Below are 21,761 nucleotides of genomic sequence, written 5' to 3'. Positions count from 1 at the left end.
TGCAGGCGTGCAAATGAGAAAGCGGAGCAATAGCTCACTCCGGCAGCGGAATGAACTCATGTTCTTGCGGAACGGCGGCAAACCGGCCGGTTTTCCAGTCCTGTTTGGCCTGCTCGATCCGCTCCCTGCTGGAGGAGACGAAATTCCACCAGATATGGCGCGGGCCTTCCAGCGCGTCGCCGCCGAGAAACATCATCCGCGTCGGCCTCAATGCCTTCACCGTGATGCGGTCGCCCGGCCGGAATATCAGGAGGCGCGGCCCCTCATAGCGCTCGCCCGCGATCTCGACCTCGCCGTCGACCAGGTAGATCGCGCGCTCCTCATGATCGGGATCGAGCGGCACGCTCGTGCCAGCCTGCGCGGTCACCTCGGTATAGAACCACGGAGACACCATGCTGACCGGCGACTTCACGCCAAAGCCGTGGCCAGCGATGATGCGCGCGGTGAAGCCGTTCTCCCTCACGGTCGGAAGCGCTTCGGCGGCGTAGTGCTGGAACGACGGCGCGATCTCTTCCGACCCCGCGGGCAGCGCGATCCAGCTCTGCAGGCCCAGCATTTTCTGCCCGTCGCGGCGCTGGACATCGGGGGTACGTTCGGAATGCGCGATGCCGCGTCCCGCTGTCATCAGGTTCATGGCGCCCGGCTGGATCTCCTGAATGTTGCCCTCGCTGTCGCGGTGCATGATCGAACCGTCGAACAGATAGGTCACGGTGGCAAGCCCGATGTGCGGATGCGGGCGGACGTCCATGCCCTTGCCGGCCATGAACTGCACCGGCCCGAAATGATCGAAGAAGATGAAAGGGCCGACCATCTGCCGCTTGCCATGCGGCAGCGCCCGCCGCACTGCAAATCCGTCGCCGAGATCGCGGGTACGCGGCACGATGATGAGATCGAGCGCGTCGCAGGATGTGGGATCGCCGAGTACGGGATCGTTGGAGGGCTGCCAGCTCATGAGAACTCCTTGATGTTTTGTCCGATCATACTCTTTCCGTCGTCCCGGCCAAGCGGAGCGCGAGCCGGGACCCATAACCACAAGTGCCCGCATTTGCGAAGACCCAGAGCCACAGCTTGCCTCAAACAACACGCATTTGTGGTTATGGGTCCCTGCGTTCGCAGGGACGACGGAAATCTTGTGCTCCTCGCAGTGGATGCGGTGGCTCGGGCGCAAAAATTGAATCACATGGCAGTTTGCACTAAGTTCGCGATACGCAGCGACCTGCGCAAAACTGGCCGACCTGATGCTGCTTTCCACCCTCGACATCGCCTTGCGCGGCGCCAACGTGGCGCTGCTGCTGGTGCTCGCGGCATCGCTGTTTCGCGGTTTTGGAACGGTGCTCGCCGGACGATTGGCCGCGGCTTTCGCGCTGGGGTCGGCGGCGCATGCCGTGACCGCGTCGATCGGGGCGGCGTCGCAGGTCACGGCAGCGCATGCGCCTGTGATCGCGCTGTCGACCGGCAATGTCGTGGTGTTCTGGCTGTTCACGCGTGCGCTGTTCGATGAGGGGTTCGGGCTGCGCTGGTGGCATGCGCTGATCTGGGTGGCGGTCGCGGCGTTCAGTTTTGTCAATTGCATGTGGCTTGCGCCGGCGTCCGGTGTGAGATTCTCGATCATCGCGATAAATTTGCTCGTGCTCGGCTTTATCGCCCTAGCTGTCGCGCAGACCATCGCATCGTGGTCATCAGATCTGGTCGAGGGCCGCCGCCGTGTCCGCGTCTTCATCGTCAGCGCGGTGGCGCTCTATGGCGGCTTGAACGCTGTTCTGCAGATAGCATTGTCTGGCAGCAGCACCGCCGAAATCGCCAACATCGTGAATTCGGCCGTGCTGGCCGGTGTGGTGACGGCGATATCGATTGCGATGATGCGCGTGGACGGCGCCGATTTGTTCCCCGCCGTAGCGGAAATCCAAGCCGATACAATTGAAGCAGCGGCCGGTGTCGAATCCAGTGCCGACCAGAAACTTATCGATGCATTGATGCGGCTGATGGGCGACGAGCGCATCTACCGTCACGACAACGTCACTATCGGCACGCTCGCGACCAGGCTCGGGATCCCTGAATACCGGCTGCGGCGGTTGATCAACCAGCGGCTCGGCTACCGGAATTTCAACGTGTTCCTCAACGAGCACCGGATCGCAGAAGCCAAGGCCGCGCTCGCGGATCCGAGCCAGGCGGAAGTCCCCGTCATTACCATTGCGATGGATGCCGGCTTCCAGTCGCTCGGGCCGTTCAATCGAGCTTTCAAGGCTATTACCGGTGTCACGCCGACGGAATACCGGCGGCTCAAGGCCAGCGCGGCATAGCAGTTATCGTATTGCTATCATTGAAAAATTTCAGAATCGGTCAGCCGCTTGAAGCTTTCGGCCAGCGCGAATTTCGAATCCGGCGAGCCGCCCCCGCGCCAATCCCGCCATGCTGCCCGGCACGCGCTGATGCGCGCTGCCGGAGGCCAATGTGACCAGACGAAATCTCATCCTCATCCTCGCCACCTCAACCGCCCTCAGCGCGCTCGCGCTCTCGGCCGCACGCGCCCGCTACGTGCCGAAGGTCGCGACCGGCTTTGTCGCCAACGTCCTCTGCACCGAGATCTTCGTTTCCGGCCTCGATCCGGCGCGGGTGTTTGCCGAGACCATTTCGGCGATGCCGGGCGCCGGGCTGATCGCTTGGGCGCTCAATTATCGCGTCGACCGCGCGCGCAAGGACGTCACGGTGACGCTGTTCGGCATGGGTCCAAGCCACGCCGTCTACCGCGGCGACGGCCTCGGTTGCTATCTCGATCACGGTAGCGCCGTCGCCGATATCGCGTTGCCGCCGCCCGAAGTCAGGCCGGCGCTGCTGCCGGAAATCGGCGGGCCATCGGTCGTGCCACCTCAGACGCCGCAACTGGCCGTCGCACTCGACCGCGCTTTCGCCGAGCCTGACACATCTACTCCGCGCAACACCCGCGCGGTCGTGGTCCTGAAGGATGGGCACATCATTGCCGAGCGCTACGCCGACGGCATCGGCATTGACACGCCGTTGCTCGGCCTCTCCGCGACCAAATCGGTCATCTCGGCATTGGCCGGCATTCTCGTGCGCAAGCGAGCGCTAAGGCTTTACGAACCCGTGCCGATTGCAGCCTGGCAGGGGGCAGGCGATGCCAGGCGCGCCATCACGCTCGATCATCTGCTGCGGCACACCGCGGGGCTCGCACTTGGCAGCTCGCTGCAGGCGTCGCTGGCATCCGCGCTCGAACCGGTCAACCGCATGAAATTCGTGGAGCCTGACATGGCGTCCTATGCGGAGAGCATTCCCCTGGAAACCGCGCCGGGCACGGCGTGGAACTCACGACGGCAACACCGTCATTCTCGCGCATGTAATCCGTCAGGCTGTCGGCGTCCGCGCGGCCGACATGATGCGCTTTGCGCGGCAGGAATTGTTCGAGCCGCTCGGCATGCGCAACGTGACGCTCGAATTCGACGCCTCAGGTAATGCGGACGGGTCGAGCCAGTTGCTGGCGAGCGCGCGCAACTGGGCGCGCTTTGGCCAGCTCTATCTCGACGATGGCATCGCCGGCGGCAAACGCATCCTCCCCGAAGGCTGGGTGAAGTATTCGGCGACACCGACGCCGAACGCCTGGGTCGGCCACGGCGCGGGATTCTGGACCAATCTCGGCGACAGTTTTGGCGCGACCTACCGTACCGAGCGCGGCTGGCCGCGCGATGCGTTCTTCGCCAAGGGCACGATCGGGCAATATGTGATCGTCGTGCCGTCCGAGCGGCTGGTGATCGTCCGGCTCGGGCGCTCGCCGAACTGGCCGCCGGAAGCCGACGGCATGTTCGATCTCGTGCGCGACGTCGTCGCGGCAACGGGTAATAAGGGGAAGCTGGCGGGCGCGAATTGAAGGCGTGCTGAGGCCGCGTCTTCTCCCTCTCCCCGTCCTTCACGGGGTCGAGACGAGCGAAGCTCGCTCTTAGAGGGACGGGGTAAGGGGCTCTCTCCACCCGACGAGATTTATCGATGGACTTGTACCCCCTCACCCGGCGCTGCGCGCCGACCTCTCCCCGCAAGCGGGGCGAGGTTAGACCGCGCGCGCGGCGCTACTGCCGTCCCAATTGCGTGGCCTTCTCGACGCGGTCGAATCTTTCAAGCGACAAGATCGCGTCGGCAAGCTGGTCGGCGCGGCCGTTCAGCACGGGGCGGGCGAGCGTGAGGAATTTCTGTTGCATCGCCTGCGCGTCCGGAAACGAATTCGGCTCGCCGGAGGGGTCGGCGTAGAGCCGCTCATGCACGCCGTCGTCGGTGGTGATCGAAACGCGTGCGCCGAACGGATGGGTGCGGCCGATCTCAAGGCGGTCATCCTGCACCACATCGAATTTGTCGGCGAGCGCATTGACCGCCGCATCGCCAAGCCGGTCGTAGTCGTCCCAGCCGAAGCTGCCCTGATCGAGCGCCAGCGCGCCGGTGAAGAACATCGAGAATTGTCCGCTGACGATGGAGGTTGGATGCCGCTTGGTGGCGGCGTCGCCGGTCAGTGTGATGCCGTTGCGGTGCAGGCCGATCTCGACGCGCTTGATCTGGTCCGGCGTCAGATTGTGTTCCCGCCTCATCGCGATCAGCGCGTCCAGCGCAGCGTGGGTATAGCGGCAGCTCGGATAAGGCTTCACGCCGATCTTCAGCGTCTCATAGGTCTTGCCGAGGCCTGAGGTCGCCTTGTCGGGATGGGCGTCGTCGCTGTAGCCGACGAGCAGGCCGTGCTTGCCCTCGACCGATTCGGTTGAGCCGACAAAATTGTTGCGCGCCAGCGTGGCGGCGATCACGCCGTTCATTGCGGCAGCGCCGACCTGGTAGCGCTTGTTCCAGGCGCCGTTGACCAAAAACTGCAGCGAGCCCGCGGCCTGGCTGCCGGAAACGCCAAAGGCTGCGATGAGCTGGTCCTTCGAAAGGCCGAACAGTTTGCCTGCCGCCGCCGCGGCGCCATAGGTTCCGGCCGTCGCGGTCGGGTGAAAGCCGCGCGCATAATGCGAGGTCGGGTCGAGCGCGTTGCCGAGCCGGCAGCACACTTCGTAGCCGGCCACGATCGCGGTCAGCACATCGCGCCCCGATGCGCCGACCATTTCGCCGACCGCAAACGCCGCCGGCACCACGGGCGCGCTCGGATGCAGCGAGGAGTCCGCGTGCGTGTCGTCGAAATCAAGGGAATGGCCGAGCGCGCCGTTCAGCAGCGCGGCGACCGCGGGCGTCCAGGTCTTCGAGTCGCCGAACACGGTAGCTTCGCCCTTGCCGTCCAGCGCCAGTGCTTCCAACATCCCAAGCAGCGAGGGCGTGGATTCCGCATCGCGCCGCGCCCGGATCGTGCTGCCGAGGAAATCGAGCGTCAGCACCTTGGCGCGCTCCAGCACCTCTGACGGGATGTCCGCAAACTTCAGGTCGGCGACATAGGCAGCGAGCGTTGCGGTTTCGTTGGCCATCGTGTTTCCTCGTTTTGCCGGGCAGGGTAGGCGGGCCTGGTTGACCTTTCAAGCCGGCTTCCTGCCGCGGGCATCAGCCATGCCCGGCGTCCTCTAGCACAGGCACGGCGTGCAGATTCCGGAATGCGGCGCATGATGGCCTTCGCAAAACGCATGCTTGGATCGCTCCGCAGTCGGAAGACGCAACCGGCGCCGGCGCCGCGACCATCTGGAGTCACGATAGTGAGCCTCAGGGCGCAACCTGGCGCAGCAGGGCCGGCACGATCAACCGATGAAACGGCATGATGATCGCGAGATAGGTCCGGCCGAGCCGGTTGTGCGTCTTGACCAGCGTCGTGGCGGTGACCTGCCTGACGCTGCCGGCCGCCGCGACGTCCACCACGACGCGAAAGTCGAGATGGCGATCGTTGAAGCCGGCAATGAGGCGACCGGGCGTTTCGCTTACGACCGGAAAGATGCCGATCATATCCCGAGGAACTTCCGGACTCGCCCCTGACGTTTTCAGTCCCAGCGGCGCGACCAGGAAATTCCGCAGCGACAGCAGCGCCTCGGCCCATCGCGGCTGCCGCGCCATCATCCGCTCCGCGGCGCAGCGGGCGTCGAGATGGTGGTCGCTGATTTCAATGCAGAAGGCGTCGGCGAATTGCGCGCCGGCCAGCAGCGCATCGGTATCGACGGCAGGTGTGACTTCGCGGACGGTCATGGAGACGCCAGTCTGCTCACCAGCAGCCGGAATCGCAAGACGAGCAGAATGGCGAAGACAACGGTGCCGATCGACAATCCGATCCAGACGCCGCTGGCGCCAAGCGATGTCCAGAACCCGAGAGCGCAAGCGGAAGTAAAACCGATAAGCCAGTAGCTGAAGGTGGCGAATAGCAGTGGCACACGCGTGTCATTCATTCCGCGCAGCGCACCGGCGCCGATGGTTTGGATACCGTCCGCGACAAAGAACGTAGAGCCGATCAGGAGCAGAGTTGCCGTCAGCGCCGCGGTCGCGTCGACGGCTTCCCCCAGGAATATCTCGGCAATCAGGAACCGTCCAAGGATTACGGCGAGTGTCATCGTGGCCATGAACGCAGCGCCGAGAAGTATCGCCACATAACCGGCGCGCCTGACGGCGTCGCTGTCGCGGCGCCCGACCGCATGACCGACCCGGACAGTCGCCGCCATACTGATTCCGAACGGCACCATGAAAAGGATGGCGGCGATCTGGAGCGCGATCTGGTGCGCTGCGAGTGCTGTGGTGCTGATCAGACCCATCAGCAGGCCGGCAGCGCCGAACAACCCGTATTCCAGCAGAAACGCCATCGAGATCGGCGCACCGACGATCACGAGCTTGGCCATCAACGGCCAGTCGATGCGCCAGATATTGCCGAGCACGTGATATTTCCGGAACGGCCGGCGCAGCGCGGTGAACCACAGCCCGGCGAGAAACGTGCCGAGATTGACTACGCTGGTCGCAAGGCCCGCGCCGAACAGCCCGAGTTCGGGCAGGCCCCATTTCCCATAGAGCAGCAGATAGACCAGCAACGCGTTGGCCGGGATCGCGGCCAGCGTAATCCACAGCACCGGCTCGGGCCGGTTCACCGCGCTCATGAAGCCGCGGATCGCGATAAACCACAGCGCGGGCAGGATGCCCCAGGCAAGGCCGAACAGGTATTGCTGCGCCAGCCCGGCGGCCGTCGGTGCCTGGCCGAGCGCGATCAGGATCGCCTCGCCGCGGAATGGCAGTGCCATCAGCGGCAGTGCGATCAACAGCGCCGCCCACAAGCCGACGCGCAGCGCGCGCCGTACCATGCGCGGATCGCGCGCCCCGAAAGCCTGCGCCGCCAGCGGCGCTACGGCCGATACCAGGCCCATGCCGAAAGTGAAGGCGACGAAGAACACCGTATGTGCGAGGGCTGCCGCAGCCACGGTTTCGCTGCCGAGCCGGCCGATGAACGCCAGATCGGTTGTCATCATCGCGATCTGCCCGAGCTGCGTCAGCGCAAGCGGCACCGCGAGCTTCAGCGTCTCGGCGAGTTCAATTGCGAGATGACGGCCGGGCACGGCCGCAGAAGGATGCTGCGCAACGGATGCGCGTTCGATTTTGTCGAGCGAGGGCATAGCAACAGACTATCAGCGGCGAAGGTCGAAAAAGTGACGTGGCCGCCGGGGATCTAGCGACCGTCTCGTGCTGGAACCCGAGTGATCCTGGCGCCCAGCGCGTTGAGCCGCTCCTCGATGCGCTCATAGCCGCGCTCGATCTGGTCGGCGTTGTTGATGGTGGAGGTGCCCTCGGCGGCGACCGCCGCCAGCAGCATGGCCATGCCGGCGCGGATGTCAGGGGAGGTCATCGGCGCGCCGCGCAGCCGGCTCGGGCCTGCCACGATCGCCCGGTGCGGATCGCACAGTACGATGCGGGCGCCCATCGAGATCAGCTTGTCGACGAAGAACATCCGCGACTCGAACATCTTCTCGAACATCAGGATCACGCCGTCGCATTGCGTCGCGGTGACGATCGCAATCGACATCAGATCGGCCGGGAAGGCCGGCCACGGCTGGTCCTCCAGCTTCGGCACGTGACCGCCGAAATCGTCGTGGATTTTCATGGTCTGGCTGGACGGCACCACCAGGTCGTCGCCCTCGACGCCGCAGACGATGCCGAGCCGTTCAAAGCCCATCCGGATTGAACGCAGATGCTCGACGCCGGCCTTCGCGATGCGCAGCGGCGAGCGCGTCACCGCGGCGAGCCCGATCAGGGAGCCGACCTCGATATGATCCGGCTGAATGGAATAACTCGTGCCGCCAAGCGTTGCCGGGCCATGCACGATGATGGTGTTGGTGCCGATGCCATCGATCTTCGCGCCGAGCGCGACCAGGAAATGTGCGAGGTCCTGTACATGCGGCTCGGAGGCCGCGTTACGCAGGTAGGTGGTGCCGTGGGCGGCGACCGCCGCGACCAACGCGTTTTCGGTGGCGGTGACGCTGGGCTCGTCGAGGAAGACATCGGCGCCCTTCAGCCTGCTGGCGCGGAATTCCAGCCGGTGCGTCGCGGTGACGGTGGCGCCCAACTGCTCGAAGGCGAGGAAGTGCGTGTCGAGCCGACGGCGGCCGATGACATCGCCGCCGGGCGGCGGCAGCGCCACCTCGCCGCAGCGGGCGAGCAGCGGCCCGGCCAGCAGGATCGAGGCGCGGATCCGCGCGCAGAGTTCGGGATCGAGGTCGGCAGCACGGACCTCCTTGGCGTGGATCGCGAGCGTATTGCGCTGTTTCCATTCGGCCGAGGCGCCGACCGAACGGATCAGTTCGACCAGCGTTTCGGTGTCGCGGATGCGCGGCACGTTTTCCAGCGTGACCGGATGCTCGGTGAGCAGGGCGGCGGCGATGATCGGCAGCGCAGAATTCTTGTTGCCGGACGGCTCGATCGTGCCCGAAAGCCGGTGGCCGCCTTCAACGATGTATTGAATGGGAGGCACGGGCGCGTCCTGCCTCACACGTCGACATTGGCGCTAAGCGAATTATCCTGGATGAATTCGCGGCGCGGCTCGACCACGTCACCCATCAGCTTGGTGAAGATGTCGTCGGCCTCATCGACCTCCTTGACCTTCACCTGCAGCAGCGAACGCGCATTGATATCGAGCGTGGTGTGCCAGAGCTGATCGGGGTTCATCTCGCCGAGGCCTTTGTAGCGCTGCAACGCCACGCCCTTGCGGCCGGCGTCGGTTATCGCCTCGAACAGGCTGACCGGTCCGTAAACGGCGGTTTCCGTATCCTTACGGCGCAATACCCCGGTCGGGTTCGGATAGGCCTCCTGAAGTCTCACGGCATAGTCGTCGAGTTTGCGCGCTTCCGCCGACCCGAGCAGAGCGTCGTCGATGACAGCGACATCCTTGACGCCGCGGATGGTGCGCTCGAAGGAGAAGCCTTCACCCTCGGTGAAGCGCCCGATCCAGCCCCGCTCGACCTCGTCGGCCAGCGCATCAAGGCGTCTTGCGATGTAATCGGCGGCCGCATTGGCGGTCGCGATGTCGCCGGTGATCTTCGGACTCAGCACGCCCGCGATAGCCGCCTGCTCGACCACCTTGCGGTTATAACGGCTGTGCAGATTATTCAGGATGCCGCGGATCACGCGCGCTTCTTCCACCAGCGACAGCAGATCGCGGCCGGCGCGCTCCGACCCCGTCGCCGGCTTGAAGACGCAGTCGTCGAGCCCGGTCGCGATCAGATAATCTTCCAGCGCGCGCTCGTCCTTCAAATACTGCTCGGACTTGCCGCGCGTCACCTTGTAGAGCGGCGGCTGCGCGATATAGAGGTGGCCGCGGTCGATCAATTCGCGCATCTGCCGGTAGAAGAAGGTCAGCAACAGCGTGCGGATATGGGCGCCGTCGACGTCGGCGTCCGTCATCACGATGATCTTGTGATAGCGCAGCTTGTCGGCCGAAAAATCGTCGCTGATGCCGGTGCCGAGCGCGGTGATCAGCGTGCCGATCTGCTCGCTTGACAGCATCTTGTCGGTGCGCACGCGCTCGACGTTGAGGATCTTGCCGCGCAGCGGCAGCACGGCCTGGAATTCACGGTTGCGGCCCTGCTTGGCGCTGCCGCCTGCCGAGTCGCCCTCGACGATGAACAGTTCCGACTTGGCCGGATCCTTCTCCTGGCAGTCGGCGAGCTTTCCGGGCAGTGAGGAGACGCTGAGCGGACTCTTGCGGGTCAGTTCGCGCGCCTTGCGGGCGGCTTCGCGCGCGGCAGCGGCCTGGATCACCTTGCCGACGATGACTCTCGCTTCGGTCGGATGCTCCTCGAACCACGCGGCAAGCGCCTCGTTGAGGACGTTCTCGACCACCGGCCGCACTTCCGAGGACACCAGCTTGTCCTTGGTTTGCGACGAAAACTTCGGATCCGGCACCTTCACCGACAGCACGGCGGTGAGACCCTCGCGGCAATCGTCGCCGGTCAGCGCGATCTTCTCCCTTTTTGCATTGGCCTCGGCATAGCCGTTGACCTGGCGCGTCAGCGCGCCGCGGAAGCCCGCAAGATGGGTGCCGCCGTCACGCTGCGGGATGTTGTTGGTAAAGCACAGCACGTTCTCATGGTAGCTGTCGTTCCACCACAAGGCAGCCTCGACGCCGATGTCGTTGAGCTCCGCCCGAACCATGATCGGGGCAGGCACCATCGCCTTCTTGTTGCGGTCGAGATATTTGACGAATTCCTCGACGCCGCCGTCGTAACGCATCGCCTCGCGCTTCTCGACCGCGTGGCGCATGTCCGACAGCACGATATTGACGCCGGAATTCAGGAACGCGAGCTCGCGCAGGCGATGCTCCAGCGTCGGGAAATCATATTCGACGTTGGTGAAAGTCTCGGTGGAAGCAAGGAAGGTCACCTCGGTGCCGCGCTTGCCGTTGGCGTCGCCGACAACCTTGAGCGGGGCGACCGCATCGCCATGGGCGAATTCGATGTAGTGCTCCTTGCCGTCGCGCCAGACGCGAAGCTGCAGCTTGCTCGACAAAGCGTTGACGACGGAGACGCCGACGCCGTGCAGGCCGCCGGAAACCTTGTAGGAGTTCTGGTCGAATTTTCCGCCCGCGTGGAGCTGGGTCATGATGACCTCGGCTGCGGAAATGCCTTCGCCCTTGTGAATGTCGACCGGAATGCCGCGGCCGTCGTCGCGCACCGTCACCGAGCCGTCGGCGTTGAGGATGACTTCCACGGCGGTGGCATGGCCCGCGAGCGCTTCGTCGATGGCGTTGTCGACGACCTCGTAAACCATGTGATGCAGGCCGGACCCGTCATCGGTGTCGCCGATATACATGCCCGGCCGCTTGCGCACGGCATCGAGGCCCTTCAGCACCCGGATCGATTCCGCGCCATATTCGACCGGAATGGGATGCTCAGTATCGGCAGGGGTCTGCCGGGCAGGTTCTGTCATGTGAGGCCTTCGAGGGTGTCCCGAATCAGCTGCGCAATATGAGGCGCTGATTGATCTATTTGTGCCATGAAAGAGGCATCGCGCCTAGCGCAATCTCTCCGTCAACAAGTCGTTGAATAAATGGTGGTTTTTTACCCTTTTTCAAGGTGTCCAGGGGCCTGTTCCGGCGCTCTCGAAAAGCGCGATTCGACGGCTGATTCTGCGCGCTCGATCGCCGGATTTTTGGGCTGTGTCGTGGTGGGAAATGGCAGAGTGCCGCGGACCTGCTAGAGAGGGCGGCGCGGCAGTTTGTGGTCGTTGCCTGCTGTCTGTCGCGATCCGGGGTTGGTCCTCCATTGTCTTTGGCTTCTTTCAAATATCGGCCCGATGTCGATGGCCTGCGGGCCATCGCGGTGATGCTGGTCCTGAATTTCCACGCGTTCCCGGACGCCATGCCGGGCGGATTCATCGGCGTCGATGTGTTCTTCGTGATCTCGGGCTTTCTGATCACGGGCATCATCGCGCGGGAACTGGAACTCGGCCGTTTCAGCCTGGTCGAATTCTACAACCGGCGGATCCGGCGCATCTTCCCGGCGCTGATCGTGGTGCTCTGCGCAACATCGATGCTCGGTTGGTTCTGGATGTTGCCATCGGCGTTTGCGCAGCTCGGCAGCGACAGTTTCGCCAGCGCGGCGTTTTTGGCCAATATCGCGCTGTTGCTGCAGTCCGGCTATTTCGACGTCGAATCCGCTAAAAAGCCGCTACTGCATCTGTGGTCGCTCGGCATCGAAGAACAGTTTTACCTGTTCTGGCCGCTGCTCCTGATGCTCGCGGCGCGACTGCGCATGAGCATTATCGCGATGGCTGCGATGCTCGGCATCGGGTCTTTCCTGCTCAACGTGGCACTGATCGGCTCAAATCCGATCGCGACCTTCTACCTGCCCTTCACGCGAGCGTTTGAATTGCTGGCCGGCGCGGTGCTGGCCTGCGGCTGGATCAACGTCAATCATTCCAGCATCGCCAGCAACCGGCGCGCCTGGATCGGCGTAGCGCTGATCGCGGCGGCGGCGGCCATCCTCGACAGCCACAGTGCCTTTCCGGGTTGGTGGGCGGTGCTGCCGGTCGCCGGCAGCGCGCTTCTGCTATCGGCGCCCGCGGCGTGGGTGAACCGGGTCGTGCTGGCAAGCCCGCCGCTGGTGTGGATCGGATTGATCAGTTACCCGCTCTATCTCTGGCACTGGCCGCTGTTAGTGTTCGGGGGGATCATCAAATTCGGTCCGCTGACGCTGCCGGAGCGCGAATTGATACTGCTCGCGAGCGCGCTCTTGGCCTGGGCGACCTACCGGTTTGTCGAGACGCCGTTTCGCTTCGGCGTCCCGAGCCGGCGCAGGATGTTCAACCTTGGGGCCGGCATGACGATGATCGCGGTCGCCGGTATTGCCGTCATTTGGGGACGCGGCTTCGACTTCCGGCTGCCGCCGGAAATCCGCGCAATGGCCAGCGTGCCGACGGAAAGCTTCAAGTGGCGGTTTCATGAATGCCTGCTCGATCTCAGCCGCGAAATGACGTTTGCCGACACTTGCGTCGAGCGCGATCGGCACCCGCTGGTTCTGCTGTGGGGAGATTCGACCGCCGCCGCCCTGCTGCCCGGCCTGCGCAAAGCCCAGGACAAGCGAGGCTTCGGCATCGCGCAGCTTACCTCCAGTTCCTGCATTCCGGCTCTGAACGCCGACATCGTGAGCACGCCCAATTGCCGCGCAATGAATGACAAGGTCTTGTCGCTCGTCCGGCAGATCAAGCCGGACATCGTGCTGCTGCACGGAACCTGGGAAAAACATCTCGACAATGTGGCTGAGACGGTGGTCGCGCTGAAAAAGGAAACGAACGCGCGTGTCGTTGTTCTCGGCGGGGTACCGATGTGGCGACGGGGGCTTCCGTCCGAGGTGCTGAGGTATTTCATGCTCCATCGCGCGCTGATTCCGGAGCGTTCGCCCAATGCCGCACCACCCACTGCCTACGATGCCGTGATGCGCGCCAGGCTCGAGCCGCTGGGCGCGGAATTCATCTCTGCATCGGACGTTTTTTGCAACGCGCAGGGCTGCCTGACGCGCCTTGGCGATGCGGCGGGAGATGTTGTCGTGAGCGATCAGGTGCACCTGACCGAAAAGGGATCGGCATTTTTGATCGACTCGATCATCGACCGCTTGCTCGGTGGTGTGGCGCCCGCGGGCAGGGCGCGTTAAGGGCTTAGGCGCGACGGCTCACCTGGCCCGATTCCACGTCGAAGATCTCGCCGCCGGTGCCGATATCAACGAACGCGGCCGGATCGGCGCCGGTCATCCAGACCTGCGCGCCGAGCTTTCCGAGTTCATCGAACAGCGCCTTGCGCCTGTTGGGATCGAGATGGGCGATGACTTCGTCGAGCAGCAAGAGCGGCACGATGCCGGTCATCTCGGCAACCAGCGCTGCATGAGCCAGTACCAGTCCGATCAGAAGCGCCTTTTGCTCGCCGGTGGAGGCGTCACGCGCCGGCATGTTCTTCGGCGCGTAGACCACCTGCAGATCGGTGAGGTGGGGGCCATCCAGGGTCCGTCCGGCCGCGGCGTCGCGGGCGCGGCTCGCACGCAGGATATCGCGGTAGCGATCTTCCACTGAGGTCGCGGACTCGCCAACCAGCGCATTTTCCATCCAGCCATCGAGCATGATCTGCGCCGACGGAAAGGCAGAAGCTTGCCCACGTTCGCGCAGCATCGCTGCCAGTCTCGTCACGGTCTGGCCGCGGGTGGCGGCGACGGCGACCGCAAGCTCGGCGGTTTCGCGCTCGATCGCGTCGCACCAATGGTCGTCATAGTTGCGCACTTCGAGCAGGCGGTTGCGCGAGCGCAACGAGCGTTCCAGCGCCGAGACGCGGCTGGAATGTTCGCTGTCGATCGCCAGTACCAGCCGGTCAAAGAACCGCCGCCGTTCGGAAGCCGCGCCGAGGAATAGCCCGTCCATCGCGGGCGTCAGCCACACCATGCGCAGATGGTCGCCGAATGCGGTTGCCGAACCCACAGGCTCCCGGTCGATCCGGCAGCGCCGGCTGGTTGACGCCGCCTCCGCGGCGGGCGCATCGATACCGGTGCCGAGCGTTGCAAGCCCCAGTGCACCCTCGACCTCTGCCGACACCGCCCAGGAGCCGTCACCCTGATTGTCGGCGACATCCTCCAGCGTCGCGCGCCGCAGGCCGCGCCCCGGTGACAGAAACGAGATCGCCTCCAGGCAATTGGTCTTGCCGGCGCCGTTCGGCCCCACCAGCACCACGACATCGCCGCGCGTCTGCACGCTTCCCGCGCGGTAGTTGCGGAAGTGCGTGAGGGAGAGGCGATGGATGCGGGACGGGGTCATGATGCGTTAGCGTCGGTCTTTCTTCCCCTCTCCCCTTGTGGGAGAGGGTGGCGCCTCACGAAGTGAGGCGACGGGTGAGGGGTTCTTACCGCTCGGCGAGCTTTACGAAAATGTCTTCCAAAACAGCAGAAGGTTGCTGCAACACGTCATTGTTCCAGTAGCGCGCAATTCCAAACCCTTCTGCCTTCAAGCGTGCCTCCCTTGCTTCATCGCGCGCGGATGCTGCGTGCTGACTGCCGTCAATTTCGATGATGAAGCGTTTTTCGAAGCAAACAAAGTCGAGAATGAAGTTTTGGAACGGGACTTGTCGACGAAATTTGAAACGCGCGAGCCGGCGGTCGCGAAGCAAGCGCCACATGGCCAGTTCCGCGTCGGTGGGCTCGCGGCGCATCTTCTTTGCGAAGTTGCGGATGCGTTTGGCAACAGGCCTATGGTTCGGTGTTTGCGGCGCGAACCCCTCACCCGTCGCCGAACTTCGTTCGGCGCCACCCTCTCCCACAAGGGGAGAGGGAAGGCTGTCGCGAGGGGCGCTGGATGTACTCACACCCGCATCGGCATCAGCACGTAGAGCGCGCCCTTGTTGTCCTTGTCCTGCACCAGCGTCGGCGAGCCGGGATCGGCGAGTTTCAGCACGGCGACTTCGCCTTCGATCTGGGCGGCGATGTCGAGCAGATAGCGCGAGTTGAAGCCGATATCGAGTGCGTCGGAGGCGTATTCGACTTCCAGCTCTTCGGTGGCGCTGCCGGAATCCGGATTGGTCACCGACAGCACCAGCTTGCCGGCGGACAGCGCCAGTTTCACCGCGCGGCCGCGTTCACTGGAAATGGTCGAGACGCGGTCGACCGCAGCCTCGAAATCCTTCTTGTCGACGATCAATTCCTTGTCGTTGTTCTGCGGAATGACGCGGCCATAATCCGGGAAGGTGCCGTCGATCAGTTTCGAGGTCAGGACGACGTTGCCGAGGGTGAAGCGGATCTTGCCCTGCGATAGTTCGATTTTGACTTCGGCTTCATTGTCCTCGATCAGCCGCTGCACCTCGCCGACGGTCTTACGCGGTACGATCACGCCCGGCATGCCGGTGGCGCCGGAGGGCAGCGCCAGATCGATCTGCGCCAGGCGATGTCCGTCGGTCGCCACCCCGCGAAGCGTCGCGGCCTTGGCGCTGCCGGCCGTGTGCAGATAGATGCCGTTGAGGTAATAGCGGGTCTCTTCGGTCGAGATCGCAAACTGCGTGCGGTCGATCAGGCGCTTGACATCAGTGGCGGGCAGCGCGAACGAATGCGTCAGGTCGCCGGCGGCAAGGTCCGGGAAGTCGCTCTCGGGCAGGGTCTGCAGCGTGAAGCGCGAGCGGCCGGCGCGGATCGCCAGCACTGAACGGTCGCCGTCGGCTTCCAGCACGATCTGCGCGCCATCGGGCAATTTGCGGACGATGTCGTAGAACATATGCGCCGGCACGGTGGTGGAGCCGCCGGTCGCGGTTTCCGCCGCCAGCGTTTCGGTCACCTCCAGGTCGAGGTCGGTCGCCTTCAGCGACAGCCTGGTATTTTCGGCGCGGACCAGCACGTTGCCGAGGATCGGAATGGTGTTGCGGCGCTCGACCACGCGATGGACGTGGCCCAGCGACTTCAGGAGTTGCGCGCGTTCGACGGTGACCTTCATTGCAATACCCGCCAGAGATGGAAAAGCCGGGCGGCCCGTAAAGGCAGCGCCGCGGCATTGGAAACCCGAAAAGCCGGATCAGGATCGGAGTTGATCAAACCCCCGGGGGGACCGCAAGGTGGCGCGGATGGCCCGCCGGTGCAAGGGAGACGGGCCCCCGTTCCCCACTTTTGCGGCGGAAAATGGCGGCAGAAAAAAATTCTCCCGCTCCTGAGACCAGGGGCGGGAGAGGCGGGGGAGGAGCCAAGTCCTTAAAGCCAGGTCCTTAAGGGGCAGGTCCTATTCCTGCTAGAGCTTCGGTTCTGATTGAATCAGAACCGAAGCTCTAGATTCTTGTTTTGACGCGTTTTCTTCACGCGAACCGGTACCCACTTCGCTCGAAAACGCTATAGCCGCTATTCCTGCAATTGCCGTTTCAGCGACTCGACCTCTTCGGACAGCGCGATATCCCGGGCCACCAGTGCCTCGATCTTGCGCACGGCGTGCAGCACTGTGGTGTGGTCGCGCCCGCCGAACCGGCGGCCGATCTCAGGCAGCGAACGCAGCGTCAGCGTCTTCGCCAGATACATCGCGACCTGGCGCGGCCGAACCACATTCGCTGTCCGCCGCGACGACAGCAGGTCCGAACGGCTTACATTGTACTGCCGGGCGACCACCCGCTGGATGTCCTCGATCTTGATCCGCTTCGGTTCCTGCGGACGGATAAGGTCACGGACCTCGCGCTCGGCCATTTCCAGCGTCACCGGCTGGGCGTTGAGCTTGGAATGGGCGAGCAGGCGGTTGATGGCGCCTTCGAGGTCGCGGCCGTTATGGGTGATGGTGCGCGCCAGATAATCCAGTACCGCCTCCGGCACGTCGAAGCTCGCGTGATGGGCGCGGGCGGCGGCCACGCGCGACTTCAGGATTCCGAGCCGCAGCTCTTCGCCGAGCGAACCCATCTCCACGACGAGGCCGCCGGCCAGCCGCGAGCGCACGCGATCGTCGAGGCTCTCGAGGTCGGACGGCGGACGGTCGGCGGCGATTACCACCTGACGGCCGGCATCGATCAGCGCGTTCAGCGTGTGGCAGAACTCGGCCTGGGTCGATTTGCCCTGCAGGAACTGCAGATCGTCGATCACGAGCACGTCGATGCCGCGCAGCGCCTCCTTGAAGGCGAGCGCCGTCTGCGTCTTCAGCGCGGCGACGAAGCCGTACATGAACTTCTCGGCGGTGAGATAGAGCACCTTGCGCTCGCTGCCCGAATTGCCGGCCCACGTCACCGCCTGCAACAGGTGGGTTTTGCCGAGGCCGACGCCGGCGTGAATGTAGAGCGGGTTGAACATCACGGGATCGCCGCGGCGTCCTTCGGCGACCTGGCGCGCGGCAGCATGCGCGAGCGTGTTGGAGCGGCCGATCACGAAGCTTGCAAAGGTCAGGCGCGGGTCGAGCGGCGAGCCGCCGAGCGCGTCATGGCTGGCAGATACCGGCGCCGTCGCGCGCAATTCAGACGCGGGCCGGCCATTGGTCTGCTCGATGCGGCGCTGCTCGGCTGGTGCGGTCGCTTCCTTGGTCGGCGCGGCGCATCGCATCGCCGTGCGCACGGTGAGGTCGATCCGGTGCACTTCCGGCATCTCGGCCTGCCAGCAGGTCAGGACGCGATCGGCGTAGTGGGCCTGGATCCAGCTCTTGAGGAACCGGGTCGGCACCGACAGATGCACGCTTTCGTCCTGCACGCCTTCGAGATCCATGCGCGCAAACCAACTGGTGTAGACGTCCTCGCCCACACTCGTCCGCAACCGCCCCTTCACGCGCGACCAGCGATCCTGTTCCATATTTGTCATTGCCTGAGAACTTTTCTGAATGAGTAATGGTGTTGCGAAATCGGCTGGCGGGTTTCCCCTGCAGGTTTCCTGCCAGGCGAGACCTCGGCGCGGGAGCTTCAACCACCAGGCATAGATCGGACGTCCGGCGGAATCGCCGCTCTTCAGATCAAGTGCTGGATGGAGTGAGAGGCTACCGCGAGGTCAGCGCGTACTCGACGGTCTAGCCGGAGTTCGCGCGGGGGAACGACTGGAATCGTCGTCCAGGGATTCTGAAGTGGTGTCGATAGAAATGAGTGTGCCGAATGTCGCGTTGATTCCGTAAAGCATGGTTCCTCCCCCTCTCGCCGCGAGAACGCGCGGCGAGCAATCAGATCACAAGTGTTTCAAAGCCAGTCTGCTGCTACCGAACATCCGCTTGTTCGACGCCGCGCCGCCGCGTACCTCAGTCTGTCGTCTTCAACACGTTCACGAGCTCCGCGTTCCCAATCGTTGCTTCGTCGGCGAGCATCTTATTCCCCTTATCCGGAGCGCGCTGAATATGAGCGCCACGTCGGGAAATTTAGACACAGAACAACCGTCCTCATATTGCTATGAGCTACCAACTCAGCTTCGCTTGGAAAGCGTCGCTAACGCGCACACCGCCGCCGATTTGCACGTCCGCTCTTGGGTCTCATACCGCGCTGGTCAGGAGAGCCTTGAGCGTCGCGAACGAGTAACAAATACACCAAGCGCGATTTCTGACAATCCGTGATTCGACGTCGCGACCCGACTCTTCGACTGTGTTGCAACACTGCAATTGCGAAACTCCACACCAAGTTTTTGAATCCGCGCGTAGAATCGCGCAGCGCCGACGAGCGTGACAATTTTCGCTGCACTCGCAAAATTTTTTAAGAAACCGTTACAATCGTGGTTACCGGGACCAATTTTCAAAACGCTTGTGCTCGCTATGGGGATAAGTGATTAGCGAGACGAAGTTTTTCGGAATTGTTTTTCAGGGTAACCCCGCGCGGCTGTGATGCGGGCGGAGGAAGCTGAGCGTTGTCTGATTGGTCAACCGTTGCGATCACGCTTTTCGCAAGTGCGCATGGCAACGCAGGTGCAATAAATTGCACCTCGTAAAGATTGCATCTCGTAAAACTACGGGCGCTAGAAATGTGACACGTAACCCGGTGCTCAGCAATGGGACAATTGAATTGTCACAGCCAATCCAGTGCAACGCTTTCAGCGTGAGCCTGAAATGCAACAGGATGGACGTGCGTGATGAAATGAATTTTCGGGGTCGCGCTCGTACACCCCGGCATGACTGAAAAGGACATGACTGAAAAAAGAAAAGCCCGGCGAAGCCGGGCTTTGACGAATGTCTATTTCTGTCGGTTCACTTCGCGAGCTTGGCAATCGCGTGCGTCAGGCGCGACACCTTCCGGCTCGCATTGTTCTTGTGAATGATGTTTCGCTGCGCCGCCTGCATCAGTTCCGGTTCCGCGTGCTGCATCGCCTTGAGCGCCGCCTCGCGATCGCCGCTCTTGATCGCCTCCTCGACGGTGCGCACCGCGCCACGCATCTGGGTGCGGCGCGACTTGTTGACGATGGTGCGGCGGGCAATCTTGCGGGTCGCCTTTTTGGCGGAAGTGGTATTGGCCATGTTCTCAACTATCCTTCGGCTGTCATCGCTCGGTTGGTCGGGCTTGAGCGCGCCAGCCGTTCAAATTGCGTGATCGACGCTGGTTGTGTTTTCCAGGGTGTTCTGACGTAGCCGTTCTTGAGGATGCCATGGACGGAGGCCAAAATGCTCCCGTAAGCGGCGCTGCTCAAAGAACAGCGGCGGCGGGATTGCGCCCGCCGCCATTGGGGGTCTTATAGAGGGCGCGTCATGCACCGTCAACGCTTTCCGCCCTCCCCGAACGGCCGGGTTGGGGGTGGAAATGGGCGCGTAAGGTGCTGATGAGGTTGAATTTCCGGGATGCCCCCGGTATTGGCTGACGGCCATTTCGGGGCGATAGGTATAAGGTGACGCATGATCCGCGGTTTTTTCCGGCTTATCGGCCTGCTGCTCCTGGCCGGCGGATTCATCTTTATGGTCTATGACGGGGCCCGTTTTGTCGCCGACCAGACCCTGCGGTTCACTCGGTTTGGCCAGTTCTGGAACGACGTCCATCAGTCCAGCCAGCTTGCGTTCCGGACCTGGGTCGAGGGCACCGCGCCCTGGCTCTGGAACAGCGTCATCAAGGTCCTCCTGGATCAGCCGGTTTTTGCCGTGCTGGGTGTGGTGGGCATTCTGCTGATGCTCCTGTTCCGGCCCCGCAAGCCGTTGATCGGCTATTCGCGGGACTGACCCGGCCGGCTCCAGCCTCCGGGGCGGCGTAACAGGGCTGCGGCATCAGGCGTAACGACATATATAGAAGTCCGACCGGCCGACGCCGTTGTCGCGTCCGCCGATGTCCCGCCTGGAGGTGCTCCATGTTGTTCATGCGCAAGACCACCGCATTGCCAAGCGCAGCCGAAGCGCTGCCGGGCCGCGCCACCCCGATCCCGACCGCCACCACGCACTTCGTCAACGGCCGCAAGCTGCAGCCGCCTTATCCCGCGGGCCTCGAGCAGGCGGTGTTTGGCCTCGGCTGTTTCTGGGGCGCCGAGCGCAAGTTCTGGGAGCTTGGTGACGGCATCTATGCGACCGCCGTTGGCTATGCCGGCGGGCATACGCCCAATCCGACCTATGAAGAGGTTTGTTCGGGCCGCACCGGTCACACCGAAGTGGTGCTGGTCGTGTTCGATCCGAAGAAGATCGCCTACGAGCAGCTCCTGAAGACGTTCTGGGAAAATCACAACCCGACGCAGGGTATGCGTCAGGGCAACGATGTCGGCACCCAGTATCGCTCGGCGATCTACACCTTCGGCGACGCGCAGCGCCCAGCCGCCGACGCGTCGAAGGCGGCGTACCAGAAAGCACTGGCGGCGAAGGGTCTCGGCACCATCACCACCGAGATCGCGCCATCGGGTGAATTCTATTTTGCCGAGGACTATCATCAGCAATATCTCGCCAAGAACCCGGCGGGCTATTGCGGATTAGGCGGCACCGGCGTGTCGTGCCCGATCGGCGCCGGCGTGAGTGCTTGATCGTTGCTTCCGACTAAACCTCGCCCCGCTTGCGGGGAGAGGTCGGCGCGCTCTTGCGCGGCGGGTGAGGGGGTACAGGTATCTCGACAATTTCATTCGCGGAGAGAGGCCCCTCACCCCAACCCTCTCCCGCAAGAGCGGGGCGAGGGAGCATCCGCGCCAGTTCACCGCGCACACCACCTCTCCCCAAAACCCTTTGTTAACCATAACCAGTGCAAGACTAGAGCTATCTCGCTTCAAGGGATGGGTTCGGTGCGGGTTGTGCGCGCGTTTCGATTACCGATCACTGCGATCATCACCGCGCTCGCTTTGTCGGGCTGCATGCGCACGACCGGGCCGGTTGCGGTCGCGCCGCAAGGCGATCTCGACCAGATGGCCTATGGCCAGCCTGACAGTCCACCGCCGCGGGCGGTCGCGGCCGATTCCGGCGGCGCCATCGGCGCGCTTCGCGCCGCCTTCGCC

Annotated in this window: 15 protein-coding genes and 2 pseudogenes; 6 read left to right on the top strand and 11 right to left on the bottom strand. The window is 63.6% G+C overall.

Annotated elements, in window-relative coordinates; translation table 11 throughout:
- Positions 1-34 precede the first annotated feature (34 nt).
- Complete coding sequence (locus CP49_RS07885; RefSeq protein ID WP_057849725.1) at positions 35-952, bottom strand: pirin family protein; 918 nt, start codon at positions 950-952, stop codon at positions 35-37.
- Positions 953-1,238: 286 nt separating this feature from the next.
- Here CP49_RS07885 and CP49_RS07880 point away from each other — a divergent pair, with 286 nt between their 5' ends.
- Positions 1,239-2,300, top strand: a complete 1,062-nt coding sequence (locus tag CP49_RS07880) for a helix-turn-helix domain-containing protein (RefSeq protein ID WP_057849724.1) — start codon at positions 1,239-1,241, stop codon at positions 2,298-2,300.
- Between the two features lie 151 nt (positions 2,301-2,451).
- A pseudogene (locus CP49_RS07875) lies at positions 2,452-3,880 on the top strand (serine hydrolase domain-containing protein).
- 196 nt (positions 3,881-4,076) lie between these two features.
- Here the strand turns inward: CP49_RS07875 and CP49_RS07870 are convergent.
- The 5 genes from CP49_RS07870 to gyrB form a co-directional block, all read right to left on the bottom strand.
- On the bottom strand, positions 4,077-5,447 hold the full coding sequence (locus CP49_RS07870; RefSeq protein ID WP_057849723.1) for an MmgE/PrpD family protein: 1,371 nt from the start codon (positions 5,445-5,447) through the stop codon (positions 4,077-4,079).
- A 229-nt stretch (positions 5,448-5,676) separates the two neighbouring features.
- Positions 5,677-6,150, bottom strand: a complete 474-nt coding sequence (locus tag CP49_RS07865; RefSeq protein ID WP_057849722.1) for a DUF2867 domain-containing protein — start codon at positions 6,148-6,150, stop codon at positions 5,677-5,679.
- Entirely contained in the window at positions 6,147-7,553 is a 1,407-nt protein-coding gene (locus CP49_RS07860) for an MATE family efflux transporter (protein ID WP_057849721.1), read from the bottom strand. The genes CP49_RS07865 and CP49_RS07860 overlap by 4 nt, the downstream gene beginning before the upstream one ends.
- A gap of 53 nt (positions 7,554-7,606) precedes the next feature.
- A complete protein-coding gene (gene murA, locus CP49_RS07855; RefSeq protein WP_057849736.1) occupies positions 7,607-8,905 on the bottom strand; it encodes a UDP-N-acetylglucosamine 1-carboxyvinyltransferase in 1,299 nt (432 codons plus the stop codon).
- Between the two features lie 14 nt (positions 8,906-8,919).
- Positions 8,920-11,358, bottom strand: a complete 2,439-nt coding sequence (gene gyrB / locus CP49_RS07850; protein ID WP_057849720.1) for a DNA topoisomerase (ATP-hydrolyzing) subunit B — start codon at positions 11,356-11,358, stop codon at positions 8,920-8,922.
- 335 nt (positions 11,359-11,693) lie between these two features.
- Here gyrB and CP49_RS07845 point away from each other — a divergent pair, with 335 nt between their 5' ends.
- A complete protein-coding gene (locus CP49_RS07845; protein ID WP_156438153.1) occupies positions 11,694-13,580 on the top strand; it encodes an acyltransferase family protein in 1,887 nt (628 codons plus the stop codon).
- A gap of 4 nt (positions 13,581-13,584) precedes the next feature.
- Here CP49_RS07845 and recF read toward each other — a convergent pair whose 3' ends face one another.
- From recF to rpsT, 5 genes are all read right to left on the bottom strand, one after another.
- Entirely contained in the window at positions 13,585-14,724 is a 1,140-nt protein-coding gene (gene recF / locus CP49_RS07840) for a DNA replication/repair protein RecF (RefSeq protein ID WP_057849718.1), read from the bottom strand.
- Positions 14,725-14,809: 85 nt separating this feature from the next.
- Positions 14,810-15,115 (bottom strand): endonuclease domain-containing protein, encoded by a 306-nt coding sequence (locus tag CP49_RS07835; protein WP_057849717.1) that lies wholly within the window; start codon positions 15,113-15,115, stop codon positions 14,810-14,812.
- Between the two features lie 149 nt (positions 15,116-15,264).
- Positions 15,265-16,383: a DNA polymerase III subunit beta gene (gene dnaN, locus CP49_RS07830; protein ID WP_057849716.1), complete on the bottom strand. Its 1,119-nt coding sequence runs from the start codon at positions 16,381-16,383 to the stop codon at positions 15,265-15,267.
- 395 nt (positions 16,384-16,778) lie between these two features.
- Positions 16,779-18,203 carry a chromosomal replication initiator protein DnaA gene (gene dnaA / locus CP49_RS07825; RefSeq protein ID WP_057849715.1) on the bottom strand — a complete coding sequence of 475 codons (1,425 nt, stop codon included), beginning with the start codon at positions 18,201-18,203 and terminating at the stop codon, positions 16,779-16,781.
- 1,357 nt (positions 18,204-19,560) lie between these two features.
- The gene (gene rpsT / locus CP49_RS07820) at positions 19,561-19,827 is read right to left on the bottom strand and encodes a 30S ribosomal protein S20 (protein WP_057849714.1); all 267 of its coding nucleotides are present in this window, start codon (positions 19,825-19,827) and stop codon (positions 19,561-19,563) included.
- 372 nt (positions 19,828-20,199) lie between these two features.
- Here rpsT and CP49_RS07815 point away from each other — a divergent pair, with 372 nt between their 5' ends.
- The 3 genes and pseudogenes from CP49_RS07815 to CP49_RS07805 all read left to right on the top strand — a co-directional run.
- On the top strand, positions 20,200-20,517 hold the full coding sequence (locus CP49_RS07815) for a hypothetical protein (protein ID WP_057849713.1): 318 nt from the start codon (positions 20,200-20,202) through the stop codon (positions 20,515-20,517).
- Positions 20,518-20,642: 125 nt separating this feature from the next.
- Positions 20,643-21,299 (top strand): peptide-methionine (S)-S-oxide reductase MsrA, encoded by a 657-nt coding sequence (msrA, locus tag CP49_RS07810; RefSeq protein ID WP_057849712.1) that lies wholly within the window; start codon positions 20,643-20,645, stop codon positions 21,297-21,299.
- Positions 21,300-21,551: 252 nt separating this feature from the next.
- Positions 21,552-21,761 (top strand): annotated as a pseudogene (locus CP49_RS07805) (polysaccharide biosynthesis/export family protein); the annotation flags it as partial.

The organism is Bradyrhizobium valentinum (assembly GCF_001440405.1).
Taxonomy (GTDB): domain Bacteria; phylum Pseudomonadota; class Alphaproteobacteria; order Rhizobiales; family Xanthobacteraceae; genus Bradyrhizobium; species Bradyrhizobium valentinum.
Note: the sequence above shows the minus strand (reverse complement) of the source record. Positions and strands in the feature narration are given on the sequence as shown.

What these genes read in the sequence shown, in the direction of transcription:
- CP49_RS07885 (WP_057849725.1), bottom strand. Translation starts at nt 952, where the DNA reads ATGAGCTGGCAGCCCTCCAACGATCCCGTACTCGGCGATCCCACATCC.
- CP49_RS07880 (WP_057849724.1), top strand. Translation starts at nt 1,239, where the DNA reads ATGCTGCTTTCCACCCTCGACATCGCCTTGCGCGGCGCCAACGTGGCG.
- CP49_RS07870 (WP_057849723.1), bottom strand. Translation starts at nt 5,447, where the DNA reads ATGGCCAACGAAACCGCAACGCTCGCTGCCTATGTCGCCGACCTGAAG.
- CP49_RS07865 (WP_057849722.1), bottom strand. Translation starts at nt 6,150, where the DNA reads ATGACCGTCCGCGAAGTCACACCTGCCGTCGATACCGATGCGCTGCTG.
- CP49_RS07860 (WP_057849721.1), bottom strand. Translation starts at nt 7,553, where the DNA reads ATGCCCTCGCTCGACAAAATCGAACGCGCATCCGTTGCGCAGCATCCT.
- gyrB (WP_057849720.1), bottom strand. Translation starts at nt 11,358, where the DNA reads ATGACAGAACCTGCCCGGCAGACCCCTGCCGATACTGAGCATCCCATT.
- recF (WP_057849718.1), bottom strand. Translation starts at nt 14,724, where the DNA reads ATGACCCCGTCCCGCATCCATCGCCTCTCCCTCACGCACTTCCGCAAC.
- CP49_RS07835 (WP_057849717.1), bottom strand. Translation starts at nt 15,115, where the DNA reads ATGCGCCGCGAGCCCACCGACGCGGAACTGGCCATGTGGCGCTTGCTT.
- dnaN (WP_057849716.1), bottom strand. Translation starts at nt 16,383, where the DNA reads ATGAAGGTCACCGTCGAACGCGCGCAACTCCTGAAGTCGCTGGGCCAC.
- dnaA (WP_057849715.1), bottom strand. Translation starts at nt 18,203, where the DNA reads ATGACAAATATGGAACAGGATCGCTGGTCGCGCGTGAAGGGGCGGTTG.
- rpsT (WP_057849714.1), bottom strand. Translation starts at nt 19,827, where the DNA reads ATGGCCAATACCACTTCCGCCAAAAAGGCGACCCGCAAGATTGCCCGC.
- CP49_RS07815 (WP_057849713.1), top strand. Translation starts at nt 20,200, where the DNA reads ATGATCCGCGGTTTTTTCCGGCTTATCGGCCTGCTGCTCCTGGCCGGC.
- msrA (WP_057849712.1), top strand. Translation starts at nt 20,643, where the DNA reads ATGTTGTTCATGCGCAAGACCACCGCATTGCCAAGCGCAGCCGAAGCG.